This window comes from Ferrimonas sp. SCSIO 43195 (assembly GCF_023716685.1).
Taxonomy (GTDB): domain Bacteria; phylum Pseudomonadota; class Gammaproteobacteria; order Enterobacterales; family Shewanellaceae; genus Ferrimonas; species Ferrimonas kyonanensis.
On the sequence record NZ_CP072679.1, the window covers coordinates 3269102 to 3283128 of the forward strand.

Consider the following 14027-nt stretch of genomic DNA (forward strand, 5'->3'; position numbering starts at 1 on the left):
TAGATGACTCAGCGCCCTCCGACTTACAAATCCTGGCGCCCATGCGGCTGCATCCAATCCAACCATGGACCAGCGGGTACCACAGCTGTGGGATTAATCATGACGTGAGAGCGGTAGTAGTGCTCCTTAATGTGCGTCATATTGACGGTCTCTGCAATCCCCGGCCACTGGTACAATTCACGGGTGTAGGCCCACAGATTCGGGTAATCGCGCAGGTCACGAAGGTTGCACTTGAAATGGCCGACATAGACAGAATCGAAACGCACCAGGGTGGTGAACAAGCGCCAATCCGCTTCGGTCGGCTGGTCACCGACCAGGTACCGCTGCGACTCCAACCGCGCCTCGAGCAGATCCAACCCCTGAAATAGCTGCTCCACCGCCTCGTCATAGGCTGCCTGGCTGGTGGCAAATCCAGCCCGATAGACGCCGTTATTGATACTGGGGTAAACCAGTTCATTCACCGCGTCGATCTCTGCCCTTAGCGGCTCTGGGTAGTAATCCCCCTGCAGGGCACCGACCCCGTCGAAGGCGCTGTTGAACATTCGAATGATTTCGGACGATTCATTGCTGACGATGCGCTTAAGCCGTTTATCCCACAGCACTGGAACCGTCACGCGACCGCTGTAAAGCGGGTCATCGGCGGTATAAACCTGATGCAGAAACTCGGCACCATTGATGTCATCGGCGACCACGCCATCGGCAGGGGCGAACGACCAGCCCTTTTCGGCCATCAACGGGTGCACCACCGACACGCTGATGATGGCTTCCAGCCCTTTGAGTTTTCGAAAAATCAGAGTCCGGTGGGCCCAGGGACACGCCATAGAAACATAGAGGTGGTAGCGGCCCGGCTCGGCTACAAAACCACCTTCGCCACTGGGACCGGCTGCACCGTCGGCAGTAATCCAGTGCCGGTGCTGAGACTCACTGCGAACAAACTTGCCCTGATTGGCCTCGGTGTCGTACCACACGTCGTGCCACTTTCCATCCACTAAACGTCCCATCGCCTGCTCCAGTAAAAGGGGAAAACCTGAGAATAGTCCTCAATAAATAGAATAAAAAGCGCATAAAATGGCAGGTTACTTTCGATTTTGTTGAAAAAGTGGCTCACAACCACTGATCGATGGCCTGCATCAGCGAAGCCCGGTGTATGGGTTTATGCAGCACCGCGTTCATGCCAGCCTCCATGCACATCTTGTGCGCTTCGGCGGTGGTGGTGGCCGTCAGCGCCAGTATGGGGGTGGTACAGCCTTTGGAACGCAGTGCCTCGGTGGCCGAGTAGCCATCCATCACCGGCATGCTGCAGTCCATCAGGATAAGATCATAGGGGTGATCACTGGCCTGCTCCAGCGCTTGACGACCGTTCTCGACGATGGTGACCTGGCACCCCTCTTTCTCCAGCATCAGCCTCACCACCAACTGATTGGCCTTGGTGTCTTCCGCCACCAGGATATGACCGTTTTTGCTGGCCTTTAACCGAATCTGACTCACCTCCGGCCGCACACAGGGCGTCAACTCCAAGGCAAAATAGAAGCGAGTGCCCTGTCCCAACTCACTGGCAACCTGCAGTTCACCGCCAAGTCGCCGCACCAGCTTCTGGCTGATGGACAACCCCAGTCCGGTCCCCTTGCCGCAGGCGTCACTCTCCTGAGTAAAAGGCTCAAACAGCCGCTGCTGAAACGCCTTGCCGATGCCCGGACCGCTGTCCTCGACACCGGTGACCACCTCAACCATCTCTCCAATCCGGCGACTCACCAGGGTCAAGGTCACTCCCCCTTGCTCGGTATGATTGACCGCATTGCCCAGCAGGTTTAACAGCACCTGTTTGTAACGGCTGGGATCGACGCGCACCGCCTCGGGAAGGTCGCCGCTAACGTCACAGGATAGACTCAGCCCCTTGTCACTGGCCATGGGGCGGACCACCTCGAGGGTGTCCCGGCAGAGTTGATGCAAATCGGTGGGTTTGTCATTCAGGCAGAATTGGTCGGAATCGATCTTGTTGTAATCCAGCACATCGTTGATCAAGGCCAGCAAGCTGTGACCGGACTGAGTCAGGACCTTCAATAACTGCCGCTGCTCTGCATCCAGGGAGGAGGAGGCCAGCAGATCGGCACAGCCCAGTACCCCATTCATGGGCGTTCGCAACTCGTGAGTCACCATTGCCAGAAACCGCGACCTCAGATTCGACATGCGGTGAGTTTCCTGCTCGGCCAGCTTCAACTGGGTGAACGCCAACCAGTTGTTATAGAAGGCATCGAACAGCAGTGCCAAATCCCTGAGCATGTCCTGATGGGGGGCGCGCCACTCCACCTCCTCATTGAACACCACCACCAATGACACGCCGGTGGCCACCGCCTGATAACCAACAGAGTGGTCACGCTCACTGAGCAGCGGCTCCTCCTTGGCCAGCTGCCCGCTCTGGCGCTTAGGCCAAGGGCCGCTATAAACCAGCGGCCAACAAAGCGACCTTCCGCGCCCCCACTCCAACCCGATCCAGGCTGCCGACAGCAAGGCGCCAAGGCGCGCCTGAGTATCACGAATGGTATCGAAAGGGGCGGACACATTGCAGGACAGCAGGTCCCGGCAAACCCCAAGCAAACAGGCGTCGGCCCGCTGACGCCATTTGATCTCTCCGGCTTGCAGCAGGTTGGTGGCCTCCAGTTGCCGATTCAGTTCATACAACTCGAGGCTTTTGCTTTCCAGCAGAGCTTCGGCCTGCTCACGAGCACGCCGCTCCCGCTGATAGCGTTTTTGCCAAAGGTCGCTCATTCACTGGCCTGCCTGGTCAACCGGAAGCACACTCGAGTTTTGTCCTGGCCACTCAGATCGGTCAGGTCGATGTCGATGGTTTCTTCGAAGTGGTCGCAGCAGCGGGCAATCAGGCCATGGGCGACATCCGCCAGTCCGCGCTTGGAGTTGTAGATCACCTCCATATGGTTCTCATCTCGCTTCGGAAACTCGAACGTGGGCACCTCGGCACTGACGTGGATTTTTTTTACGTGGGTGTGGATCTCATTTTCCACGGCATAGAGAAAATCGAAACTGTTGTCACAGTGACTCAACCGCTGCGGGTACAGCTCCATTAGCCGGGGAAACAAATAATAACCGTAGGTATAAAGCAGCTCGGCCACCGGTTTATTGACCCGGCCGCTCAGCGCCACCACCAGAGCCACAATCTCCTCATGATCGTAGTTGCCTACCCGGGTGTAGGCGCCGCCACTGGGCAACTCCACCTGCTCAAACAGCGCTTCGGTCACCTCGGGACCAAACGCCTCATCGACCAAGTCCAGAAACTCGGTAAAGATGATTCCCTGCATATCGCCTCCCTGGCAATTCTGTTGCTGTGGCCAGTGCCTGTCACCAGTTTAGTCTATTCATCGCCTTTCATCCTGTCGGCAAACCGCTGATATACCGATGCAACCTTGGGATTAATCACCATCTGACAATAGGGCTGACTCTGGTGCTGCTGATAATACTGCTGGTGGCTCAATTCCGCCGGATAGAAATCGTGTCCCGACTCCACCGCGGTGACGATCGGTTGGGCAAAGGCGCCACTGGCCTCCAGTCGCTGCACATAGCGACGAACCCGCTCGGCTTGCTCCTCTTCCTCACAAATCACAATGGAACGGTACTGAGTGCCTCGGTCGGCCCCCTGTCGATTCAGCGTGGTCGGGTCGTGGCTGGCAAAAAACAGCTCCAGCAACGAGTCCAGATCCACCACTGCCGGGTCATAGCTGATCTTAACCACCTCGGCATGACCGGTATCACCTCGGCACACCTGCTGATAACTGGGGCTGTCAATGCTGCCACCGGCGTAACCACTGACGACACGGCTCACCCCCCTGACCCGCTCGAACACCGCTTCAATACACCAAAAACAGCCCCCCCCCAGCATCAGGGTGGCGACCGTGGAATCCGACTCCGGCCGGAATGCCAGACTCAGTGAATTGACACAATGGCGCTCATTGGCCGGGGTCAAGCGCTCTCCCCGGAATACGTGCCCCAAATGCCCACCGCATTGACTGCACAGAATCTCGGTTCGTCGACCGTCGGCATCCACCACCTCGGTCACGGCCTGCTCCACTGGCACCTCAAACGAGGGCCAGCCACAACCGGCGTCAAACTTGGATTCGCTGCGATACAGCGGCGCATCGCACTTACGACAGCGGTAGCACCCGCCGCTGTCGTGGTTCAAAAATCGACCGGAGAATGGGGGTTCGGTGGCTTTATGCTCCAGTACCCGCTTCTCCTCATCGGTCAATGGTCGTCGTGGCATGCTGCGCTCCTCACCCTGGGGGCGTTAATGCGCCTCGAGCCGCCAACCTGCGCGTTCCATGCAGGCGGCAAAGCGCCCTTTGAAATCGGCCTGACTGTCATCGATAGCACCGTTACAACGGTCTCGATCTGTCATAAAGCCCTGATTGTCCTTTGTATCATGTACCCAGCTGGCTTCAGGCTGTCCACATCCCGCCAACACCACAATCGTCAGTGTGCCCAAAAGCAATTTTTTCATGATCTTTCCTTTATTAGATGTCACTCCCTGAGTGCCTACGATAGCAAACAATTCGCTGTTGCATCACTCTCGTCGCCGTGCCAAACTTCCGGCGCATTTTTACGGAGTCCATTATGTCTACTGAAATCTACAAAGAGTTTCATTTTGAAGCCGCACACCACCTTCCGAATGTTCCTGAAGGACACAAGTGCGGCCGGCTGCATGGTCATTCGTTCCTGGTGCGCATCTACATCAGTGGAGAGGTCGACGCGCACACCGGCTGGATAATGGACTTCGGCGATCTCAAAGCGGCCTTTAAGCCCATCTACGATCGCCTGGATCACTACTACCTGAATGAGATCCCTGGCCTGGAGAACCCCACCAGCGAAGTGCTGGCCCGGTGGATCTGGAATGAACTCAAACCGACACTGCCACAGCTGTCGATGGTGGAGATCAAGGAAACCTGCACTTCCGGATGTCGCTACCGCGGCTAACCTCCCCTTGAATCAAAAAAAGCAGCCAATGGCTGCTTTTTTTAGGTTCCAGCCGATGATTAAGACCAGATAAATTTCGAATGGTTCTTTAGTTTTATTCGGTTTTACCGCATCGGCAACTCGATGTTTGCGAACATCTCATCCACCTGTTGCTGATCCCGCAGCAACTGCGCCTGCTCGACCCGCTCCCGAGTCAGGTGAGGGGCAAACCTTTCCATAAATTCATACATATAGCTGCGTAGAAAACTGCCTTTACGAAAGCCAATCTTGGTCGTGTTCGGCTCAAACAAGTGACTGGCATCCACCACCACCAGATCCTGATCTTCCACTTCATCTATGGCCATGGTCGCCATCACCCCGACGCCTAACCCCAGGCGGACGTAGGTCTTCAGCACGTCGGCGCTGGTGGCGGAGAACACCACCCTGGGCTCCAGACCATTGCTGTGAAACGCTCGCTCCAAAGCGCTACTGCGGTTAAAGCCAAACACGTAGGTCACCAACGGGCACTCGGCCACATCCGACAGGCTGACCGTGCTTTTCGATGCCAACGGATGATCCTTGCGAAACACAATGGATCGGTTCCAGTGGTAGCAGGGCAGCATCAGCAGATCATGGAACATGTTCATGCCTTCGGTGGCAATGGCAAAATCCGCATCACCACGTACCGCCATCTCGCAGATCTGATCCGGGGTCCCCTGATGCATGTGCAAATTGACCTGAGGGTAACGTTCGATAAAGCCACGAATCACCTCGGGCAGCGCATAGCGGGCTTGGGTATGAGTGGTGGCCAGGATCAGATCACCACGATCAGGCTGAGTGTACTCCCGGGCGACCTTCTTGATACTTTCGACCTTGCCCAATACCTCGGATGCGATATCGATCACCTGCTGACCCGCGGGGGTCACATGGGTCAGGTGCTTGCCGCTGCGGCCAAAGATCTGAATGCCCAACTCATCCTCCAACATCCGCACCTGTTTGCTGATCCCCGGCTGAGAGGTATACAGACTCTCTGCGGTAGCAGACACATTGAGGTTGTTGTTCAGCACCTCGACGATATAGCGCAACTGTTGAAGCTTCATGTTGTTGTCAAACCCTTGTCTCTAATACCATAAAGTTATAAACCCGATGGTTCTAAAACGCAAATGGAATATAGCAAAGCCGTATCCGTTAAGATGCAACTCACTGGACAATAGTGTAACATTGACAAAAATTCTAACTCTTTGCTATTGCATGTCATTTTTTGCCGTTGTCGTTATGGTGTTGATTGCCCTGCTGGTTATCATCGCCATCAATCTGGTCTATCAGCACCACGAAGCTAAAGAAGCCAATCGGCGGAAAGAGCTGGCTCGCCAGCGGGCCATAATCGAAGAGTCCGAAGAGATCCTTTCCCAGGCCGCTTTGCTGCCCATGAGCAATGCCCTGCTGCAAACACTGAATCAGCGCATTCTCGATGCCCTTAAGACCGCCAAGCAGATGAGTCCGGCCAACACTGACATGGACTCTCGCATCGCCCAGACCATGGCCCAGCTAAAGGGGCTTCAGGATTCCAACGCCGGACAGGAAAGCATCGACCTGTTTCAGTTGCCCAGCAACGAGAAACAGACTCTGGTACTGATCCAGACTCTGAAAAAACTCAAGCCGGTGCTGCGCAATGAACACAATAAAGGCCGCATCAATGCCGATGTGTTTACCGACGAAGAACTGAAGATCGACAAACTGCAGCTGCGCATCCACATCGAGGTGCTGCTCAACCGGGCCCGTAACCTGGTTAACGCTCGCCAGCACGGTTCGGCCAAGATGCTGCTGTCGAAAATCACCTTGGCCCTCAATAACCAGGTGCTGGCCTCTCCGGATTACCGCGCTCGAATGCTGGCCAAAACCAACGAACTGCTCGACACCATCGAAGGCAGCAAGCAGCCGGTGGAAACCAGCAAACCGAAGCGCACCGACGATCTGGACGAACTGTTCCAACCAAAAAAGAAGTGGTAACTCCCCGCACTCGGGCCGGAACCCTCCGGCCTGCTTTCCTGTGTTCCCCCTGGCGTTAACCCGTCGGCTTAGGTTCCAATCTGAGATCTTTGCCGCGAATTTGTTTTCTGATCAAGTCGTTTGCCGGTTTGTCCATTGTGCCGCTGCCTCAGCGGGAGTAGCATGGCGGTGCCTTCGGGCAACTATTCTCAGGGCGGGGTGAAACTCCCCACCGGCGGTAAACTTCCTTATCGGGAGTGAGCCCGCGAGCGCCCACCTGGTGGTGGGGTCAGCAGATCTGGTGCGAAACCAGAGCCGACGGTTACAGTCCGGATGAAAGAGGATAAGGGCGCCATCTCTCATTGCTGGTGTCTCTGCAAGGCCAACGCTGCACTCGCAGCGGGCCCGTTTACCTGTGCACCTTGCCCGGGTAATCTCCTATGCCCTGATTCTGGTATCTCATTGTATTATTAAAGGAACTGCCATGAATCAGCCATTACTTGCCGGCACAGCCGAGCAACGCGTACTCGCCGCCATTGACGCCCTTAAACTGGGCCAGGGGGTGCTTCTGGTCGACGACGAAGATCGGGAGAACGAAGGCGACATCGTCTATGCCGCTCAATCCATCACTAAAGAGCAGATGGCATTGCTCATTCGCCACGGCAGCGGCATTGTCTGCCTGTGCCTGACCCATGAACGGGCTGACGCCCTGGCGCTGCCGCCGATGGTCGACCACAACTCCAGCCAGAACGGCACCGCGTTCACCGTCTCCATCGAAGCCAAGGTGGGCGTCACCACCGGCGTATCGGCAGCGGATCGGGTCACCACCATTCGCACCGCCGTCGCCGATCACTGCCAACCCGGTGATCTGGCTCGCCCGGGCCATGTGTTCCCGCTGCGAGCCAACCCCGGTGGCGTGCTGAGCCGTCGCGGCCACACCGAAGGCTCGGTGGAACTGATGCAACTGGCCGGACTCAAGCCGGCCGGCGTCATCTGTGAAGTCGCCCATGACGACGGCGACATGATGCGCCTGCCGGAACTGGTGAAATTCGCCAAAGCTCATCAAATGCCGCTGCTAAGCATCGAAGACATTGTGCAGCACCTGGCCCTGCAACAGCGCCAAAGTGCGTAAATTCGCTCTTTAGGGCGTTCTCAAGACCTAAAAAAAGCCCGCTGCATGGCAGCGGGCTTTTTTATTGGCTTAGGATCAGCAAAATCAGGCTTTCTTCTTTGCCGCCGGCTTGCGCTTTTTCGCCAGCTCTTCCACCCACTTACCATCCACGTATTTGGCGGTCCAGCCGGTGGCCTTGCCATCGACTTCGGTGGCAACGTACTGCTCTTTAGTCTTACGGCTGAACTTCAGCACCGCCAGGTTGCCGTCAGGATCCTTGGCCGGCGCTTCGGTCAGGTAGGTGAACTTCGGCGAGATGCGGTCCTTGAAACGCACCAACTCCTCCACCTTAGGAGCCCGGGTCTCACGACTCTTCGGGAAGGTACTGGCCGCCAGGAACAACCCGGCAGCGCCGTCTCGCAACACGAAGTGCGCATCGGATTTCTCACAAGCCAACTCCGGCAACTGGACCGGGTCCTCTTTCGGTGGCGCCACTTCACCGCTTTTCAGCAGCTTGCGGGTGTTTTTGCAGGCTTCGGTATTGGTGCAGGCAAAGTACTTACCAAAACGGCCGTTTTTCAGTTCCATGTCGGCACCGCAACGATCACACTCGATGATCGGACCGTCATAGCCCTTAATTTTAAAGGTACCCTGCTCGACTTCATAACCATCGCAGTTGGGGTTGTTACCACACACATGCAGCTTACGGGTTTCATCGATAAGGTAGCTGTCCATGGCGGTACCACAAACACCACAACGACGCTTGCTACGCAGCGCTTCCGTTTCCATATCTTCACCGGACAACACCGCTTCCGCTTCGTCTCCCGGGGTCAGGTTAATGGTGGTCTTGCAGCGCTCCTTCGGCGGCAGATTATAGCCACTGCACCCCAGGAACACCCCGGTGGTGGCAGTACGAATCCCCATGGGGCGCTCACAGGTTGGGCACGGAATGTCGGTCAGCACCATCTCATTGCCGACCATACCGCCCTCTTCCGCGGGCAACCCGGCATGATCAAGACGCTCGGTAAACTCGCCATAGAACTCGTTCAGCACCTGTTTCCAGTCGCGCTGATCGTCGGCAATTTTATCCAGGGTCTGCTCCATGCCGGCGGTAAAGTCGTAGTTGAGCAGATTTTCAAAGTTCCCCACCAGTCGGTCGGTTACGATCTCGCCCATCTTCTCGGCAAAGAAACGGCGATTTTCCACCTTTACGTAGCCCCGATCGACAATGGTCGAGATGATGGACGCGTAGGTAGACGGACGGCCAATGCCTCGCTTCTCCAGCTCTTTCACCAGTGACGCTTCATTGAAGCGGGCCGGTGGCTTGGTGAAGTGCTGCTTGGGATCCAACTGCTTCAGACTCAGGCTGTCGCCAACTTTGACCGGCGGCAGGATCAGATCCTCTTCCCCTTTGCGGCGCAGTGGCGGCTGTACCCGGGTCCAGCCATCGAAACGCATGATGCGGCCCTTGGCCTTGAGTTCATAGTCATCGGCCACCACGGTCAAGGTGGTCGAGTCGTACTTGGCCTCGGTCATCTGGCAGGCAACAAACTGGCGCCAAATCAGGTCGTACAGTCGCTCGGCATCTCGCTCCATTCCCTTGAGGCTGTCGGCCTTAACGGTCACATCGGAAGGACGAATCGCTTCGTGCGCTTCCTGAGCGCCCTCTTTGCTGCCATACACCTTAGGGGAGTCAGGCAGGTACTCGCTGCCGTACCACTCGGTCACATAGTCGCGGCAGTTGGCCACCGCTTCTTTGCTGAGGTTGGTTGAGTCGGTACGCATGTAGGTGATGTAACCGGCTTCATACAGGCGCTGGGCCAGGGTCATGGTCTTTTTCACCCCAAAACCCAGACGGGTGCTCGCCGCCTGTTGCAGGGTCGAGGTGATGAACGGCGCCTGGGGCTTGCTCTTGCTGGGCTTATCCTCCCGGCCACTGACAGTGTAAGAGGCGGCTGTCAGTGCCGCCACCGCCGCCTTGGCCTGGGTTTCGTTGGTCAGGGCCAACTTATCGCCCTGATAGCGGCTTACCTGCATCCGCAAGGCGTCGCTGGAGGCGCAGCTCAGGTCGGCATGCAGATCCCAGAACTCTTCCGGCACAAAGGCGCGAATCTCACGCTCACGCTCCACCAGCAAGCGAACCGCCACCGACTGTACCCGGCCGGCGGAGAGGCCGCGGCCAATCTTCTTCCACAGCAGCGGCGATACCATAAAGCCCACCACCCGATCGAGGAATCGGCGGGCCTGCTGAGCATTAACCCGGGCCTGGTTCAGCTCCAGAGGGTTGGAGAAGGCATCTTTAATGGCACTTTTGGTGATCTCGTTAAACACCACCCGGCGATAACGTTCGTCATCGCCGCCAATCACCTGTTGCAGGTGCCAGGCAATGGCTTCCCCTTCGCGGTCCAAATCCGTTGCGAGATAGACGTGATCCGCCTTGGCAGCCAGAGTTTGCAACTCCTTGACCACCTTTTCTTTGCCAGGCAGCACCTGGTAGTTGGCTTTCCAGTCGTGCTCGGGGTCGATGCCCATGCGGGCGATCAAGCCCTGGTATTCACGATTGCGCTTGTATTCTGCCTTCTCTTCGGGCGACATCTTTCGTACTTCGGCAGCGGGCTTGGCCGGCACTGACGAGGTCGATTGACTGGCGGAAGTCGGAAGATCACGAATGTGGCCCACCGACGACTTTACGATGAAGTCGTTGCCGAGATATTTGTTAATGGTTTTCGCCTTGGCGGGCGACTCCACAATTACCAGTGATTTAGCCATGACGGAGGAATAGGCACCTGTTAACAAGCTGATTCAAATAAAGTGGCTCCATATATAGAGGGAACATCCGCCAGTTTCAAGCTTTGCCCCGCTTTCAAGCCACTAGTTAGTCGATTTTTGTCCAACAAATTTTTTTTGGACTAAAAACGCACCTAAAAAAATTACTAATGCAATGCCGCGCTCAACGCAAGTAATAGTTATGCAATTGTAAACGCCGGAGGCAATTTTTCCCCTTGTCCATCACAGTTTCCTCTTTATACTGTTGACTTCCCGATCCCGGACCGCTTGCCGGTTTCCCCATCGGATTCAGGACCTCAACTATAAATAAAATAAGGAATTTTCATGCGTGCATTTGAAGCCAACTTCGATGGCCTGGTAGGCCCGACCCATAATTACGCCGGTCTCTCTTTTGGCAATGTGGCCTCCCAATCCAACGCTCAGGCGGTTTCAAATCCGAAAGCGGCAGCCCTGCAAGGGTTAGAAAAAATGTGGTCAGTGAAGCAACTGGGCCTGCACCAAGGCGTACTGGCTCCCCAGCAGCGCCCGGACATCCATACCTTGAAAACCCTGGGATTTTCCGGCAGTAACGGTCAGATACTGCAGCAAGCCTACGACACCGCACCGCATCTGCTGATGGCCTGCTACTCCGCGTCCAGCATGTGGACCGCCAATGCCGCCACCGTCTCCCCCAGTGCCGACAGCCGCGACAACAAGGTGCATTTCACCCCCGCCAACCTGGTCAACAAGTTCCACCGCGCCATCGAGCATGACGTCACCGGACGCATTCTGGGCGCGACCTTTAATCATGCGGATCATTTCCACCATCACGCCGCCCTACCGGCCCACGACATGTTCGGCGATGAAGGCGCGGCCAACCACACCCGCCTGTGCCGGGATTACGGCCAAGCGGGGGTGCAGTTATTTGTCTTCGGTCAACACGGCTCGGATCCCAGTCAACCTAAACCACAGCGCTACCCGGCCCGGCAAACGCTGGAAGCCAGTCAGGCCGTGGCCCGCCTGCACCAACTGGACGATGCCCGCACCGTTTACCTGCAACAAAACCCTGACGTCATCGATCAGGGGGTCTTTCACAACGACGTCATCGCCGTCGGCAATCAGAACGTGCTGTTCTATCATGAACAGGCTTTCCTCGACACCGAGGCAAAACTGGCGGAGATTCAACGAAAATTCGGTGACAGCGAGTTGCATTTCATTCGCGTCGGTACCGATCAGGTCAGCATCGACAATGCGGTTCGCAGCTACCTGTTCAACACTCAGATTCTGACTCTGCCCAGCGGCGAAATGGTGATTGTTGCCCCCACAGAGTGTCAGGACAACGCTCAGGTTAATCAGTACCTGCAATCCCTGGTCGCCGCCGCCAACCCCATAAGTAACGTATTGTTTTATAACGTTAAGCAAAGTATGCAAAACGGCGGCGGTCCCGCCTGCCTGCGCCTACGGGTGGCACTGACCGACACCGAGTTGGCGGCGGTAAACCAGGCGACCTTGTTGGATGCGGGGCAACACCAAGCCCTGCAAGACTGGGTCAACGGCCACTACCGCGATCAGTTGACACTGAACGACCTTCGCGACCCAAGCCTGCTGGAGGAGTCACTGACCGCCCTGGATCGGCTGACCCAGATTCTCAACCTGGGTAGTGTCTACCCCTTCCAGCGCGACTGAATCGCAGGCACAAAAAAGCGGCTGTGGAGCCCCCACAGCCGCTTTTTTTATGTTACCAATTTACAGAATGGCAGGAATGCCAGGCAACTGCCCTACCAGCGCCAGGGAGCCCACACAGACGATAAAGGCGATCAGCGGAATCACCACGCGGTCGGCAAAGGACAGCGATGCACTGCGCTTCTTGTCGCCAATCAGGCCCATATTGTCCAGCAGCATGGTCAATGCCCAACCGAAGACCGGGTTCACAAAGGCACAGGAGAACATGCACACGCCGGCACTCTGAGCACTCTGGTTGTCACGAACCATCTGCATGCCCGCTTCCAACAACGGCAGGAACACCCCCACCAGCAGCGCCACCCGCAATACCGGTTCCCACATGGCCAGATCCATCGGATAGCCCAGCACCGCCGCCAGCACGCACATCACACCGGTGAGTAGGGCGCCGCCAGGGATCGGGCGCTTGGCGATGGCCGCGGGAATCATGTAGGTGCCCCAGGAAGACGCCAGGTTACCGCCACCAAGAACAGAGCCGACAATCTGACGAATGGAGCAAACGGTCATGGTGTCGTCGACGTTCATCAGTACCCCTTTGGCTTTCTTGGGGTAGTTCAGTTCCTGGAACACACGATGACCGAGGAAATCCGGAGACCACATGGCCACCGCCAGAATGGCAAATGGGATCACCGCGATAAAGTGGTTCAGATCCGGCCAACCCAGCTTCCAACCTGTGGTCTCTCCCCACCAGAAGGTCGGACTCATCGGTGGCAACCCGGGCTCGGTGACAAACTCAAACGGCGTGCCCATGGCATAGGCCACGACGCCAGCCAGGAACGAGCACAAGGGAATCGCCAACCAGCGCTTCTGCACCCGGGCCAGATAGGCGTAAATCACCACGGTCGCGAAAATCACCCCAAAGGAGACAAAGCCCATGCCGATCCCTTCGGACCACAGCTCCAGTTTGCCAATCTGGCCCACCAGTCCCATGGCGCCCAAGTAGATCAGCAGTCCGCCCCGGACCCCTTCTCCACTGAGAGTCACCAACTTGGAGCCCCCTTTACTGAAACTGAGCAGTAAGCCAAACACGCCCACCATGATCCCCAGCGCCAGTGGATGGCCCCCGGCTGCCGCAATCAACGGAATCAGCGGAATCATCGGCCCGTGAGTTCCGGCAAGGTTGGTGTTGGGATTGAGCAGCGCCGAGAACACTACGGCAAACAGCACCCCGGCGATCAGCAACTCGTAGCGCACGTTTTCAGCGACAAACTCTGCCGACAGGCCAAACTGGGTGGCAAACGCCGCCGCCATGGCAGTCACCATCACCACCTTGCCGATGGTAGCGGCCAGGGCCGGCACCAGATCTTCCAGCTCAATGCCGAAATCCCGGAAAGGAAGGTGCAGGCGCCAGCGCCTGAAGTTCATGATACTCAGCTCGTTTTCCAGATAGCTGTCTCTGGACTCAAACTCACTGGCGGGCTTTCGCCGCTGTTGATAGGAGGATTGCGTTGACATCGAT

12 protein-coding genes and 1 riboswitch are annotated in these 14027 nt (G+C 56.8%); of the genes, 4 read left to right on the forward strand and 8 right to left on the reverse strand.

Going from position 1 to position 14027, the window contains the following annotated elements; genetic code table 11:
- Positions 1-23: 23 nt before the first annotated feature.
- The 5 genes from J8Z22_RS15260 to J8Z22_RS15280 form a co-directional block, all read right to left on the reverse strand.
- Positions 24-1001, reverse strand: a complete 978-nt coding sequence (locus J8Z22_RS15260; RefSeq protein ID WP_252006967.1) for a glutathione S-transferase family protein — start codon at positions 999-1001, stop codon at positions 24-26.
- 103 nt (positions 1002-1104) lie between these two features.
- On the reverse strand, positions 1105-2766 hold the full coding sequence (locus J8Z22_RS15265) for a response regulator (protein WP_252006968.1): 1662 nt from the start codon (positions 2764-2766) through the stop codon (positions 1105-1107).
- The gene (locus J8Z22_RS15270) at positions 2763-3314 is read right to left on the reverse strand and encodes a heme NO-binding domain-containing protein (RefSeq protein ID WP_252006969.1); all 552 of its coding nucleotides are present in this window, start codon (positions 3312-3314) and stop codon (positions 2763-2765) included. The genes J8Z22_RS15265 and J8Z22_RS15270 overlap by 4 nt, the downstream gene beginning before the upstream one ends.
- Before the next feature lie 53 nt (positions 3315-3367).
- Positions 3368-4273 carry a bifunctional methionine sulfoxide reductase B/A protein gene (locus J8Z22_RS15275; RefSeq protein WP_252006970.1) on the reverse strand — a complete coding sequence of 302 codons (906 nt, stop codon included), beginning with the start codon at positions 4271-4273 and terminating at the stop codon, positions 3368-3370.
- A gap of 24 nt (positions 4274-4297) precedes the next feature.
- Positions 4298-4510: a hypothetical protein gene (locus J8Z22_RS15280; RefSeq protein ID WP_028112294.1), complete on the reverse strand. Its 213-nt coding sequence runs from the start codon at positions 4508-4510 to the stop codon at positions 4298-4300.
- A gap of 113 nt (positions 4511-4623) precedes the next feature.
- Here J8Z22_RS15280 and queD point away from each other — a divergent pair, with 113 nt between their 5' ends.
- Entirely contained in the window at positions 4624-4983 is a 360-nt protein-coding gene (gene queD / locus J8Z22_RS15285; protein WP_028112293.1) for a 6-carboxytetrahydropterin synthase QueD, read from the forward strand.
- A gap of 104 nt (positions 4984-5087) precedes the next feature.
- Here queD and cysB read toward each other — a convergent pair whose 3' ends face one another.
- Positions 5088-6062 carry an HTH-type transcriptional regulator CysB gene (gene cysB, locus J8Z22_RS15290; protein WP_028112292.1) on the reverse strand — a complete coding sequence of 325 codons (975 nt, stop codon included), beginning with the start codon at positions 6060-6062 and terminating at the stop codon, positions 5088-5090.
- 151 nt (positions 6063-6213) lie between these two features.
- Between cysB and J8Z22_RS15295 the strand changes: the two genes are divergently transcribed.
- Both J8Z22_RS15295 and ribB read left to right on the forward strand, forming a co-directional pair.
- Positions 6214-6972 (forward strand): hypothetical protein, encoded by a 759-nt coding sequence (locus tag J8Z22_RS15295; RefSeq protein ID WP_028112291.1) that lies wholly within the window; start codon positions 6214-6216, stop codon positions 6970-6972.
- A gap of 180 nt (positions 6973-7152) precedes the next feature.
- A riboswitch (FMN riboswitch) is annotated at positions 7153-7300 on the forward strand.
- Between the two features lie 135 nt (positions 7301-7435).
- Positions 7436-8083, forward strand: a complete 648-nt coding sequence (ribB, locus tag J8Z22_RS15300) for a 3,4-dihydroxy-2-butanone-4-phosphate synthase (protein ID WP_252006971.1) — start codon at positions 7436-7438, stop codon at positions 8081-8083.
- 84 nt (positions 8084-8167) lie between these two features.
- Here the strand turns inward: ribB and topA are convergent, their stop codons facing one another.
- A complete protein-coding gene (topA, locus tag J8Z22_RS15305; protein ID WP_028112289.1) occupies positions 8168-10831 on the reverse strand; it encodes a type I DNA topoisomerase in 2664 nt (887 codons plus the stop codon).
- A gap of 342 nt (positions 10832-11173) precedes the next feature.
- Here topA and astB point away from each other — a divergent pair, with 342 nt between their 5' ends.
- On the forward strand, positions 11174-12514 hold the full coding sequence (gene astB / locus J8Z22_RS15310; protein WP_252006972.1) for an N-succinylarginine dihydrolase: 1341 nt from the start codon (positions 11174-11176) through the stop codon (positions 12512-12514).
- Between the two features lie 60 nt (positions 12515-12574).
- Here the strand turns inward: astB and J8Z22_RS15315 are convergent, their stop codons facing one another.
- The gene (locus J8Z22_RS15315) at positions 12575-14023 is read right to left on the reverse strand and encodes a DUF3360 family protein (protein WP_028112287.1); all 1449 of its coding nucleotides are present in this window, start codon (positions 14021-14023) and stop codon (positions 12575-12577) included.
- Positions 14024-14027: the final 4 nt, after the last annotated feature.

Bases quoted from the DNA above. Each gene is read 5' to 3' on its own strand.
- J8Z22_RS15260 (WP_252006967.1), bottom strand. From the start codon at position 1,001: ATGGGACGTTTAGTGGATGGAAAGTGGCACGACGTGTGGTACGACACC.
- J8Z22_RS15265 (WP_252006968.1), bottom strand. From the start codon at position 2,766: ATGAGCGACCTTTGGCAAAAACGCTATCAGCGGGAGCGGCGTGCTCGT.
- J8Z22_RS15270 (WP_252006969.1), bottom strand. From the start codon at position 3,314: ATGCAGGGAATCATCTTTACCGAGTTTCTGGACTTGGTCGATGAGGCG.
- J8Z22_RS15275 (WP_252006970.1), bottom strand. From the start codon at position 4,273: ATGCCACGACGACCATTGACCGATGAGGAGAAGCGGGTACTGGAGCAT.
- J8Z22_RS15280 (WP_028112294.1), bottom strand. From the start codon at position 4,510: ATGAAAAAATTGCTTTTGGGCACACTGACGATTGTGGTGTTGGCGGGA.
- queD (WP_028112293.1), top strand. From the start codon at position 4,624: ATGTCTACTGAAATCTACAAAGAGTTTCATTTTGAAGCCGCACACCAC.
- cysB (WP_028112292.1), bottom strand. From the start codon at position 6,062: ATGAAGCTTCAACAGTTGCGCTATATCGTCGAGGTGCTGAACAACAAC.
- J8Z22_RS15295 (WP_028112291.1), top strand. From the start codon at position 6,214: ATGTCATTTTTTGCCGTTGTCGTTATGGTGTTGATTGCCCTGCTGGTT.
- ribB (WP_252006971.1), top strand. From the start codon at position 7,436: ATGAATCAGCCATTACTTGCCGGCACAGCCGAGCAACGCGTACTCGCC.
- topA (WP_028112289.1), bottom strand. From the start codon at position 10,831: ATGGCTAAATCACTGGTAATTGTGGAGTCGCCCGCCAAGGCGAAAACC.
- astB (WP_252006972.1), top strand. From the start codon at position 11,174: ATGCGTGCATTTGAAGCCAACTTCGATGGCCTGGTAGGCCCGACCCAT.
- J8Z22_RS15315 (WP_028112287.1), bottom strand. From the start codon at position 14,023: ATGTCAACGCAATCCTCCTATCAACAGCGGCGAAAGCCCGCCAGTGAG.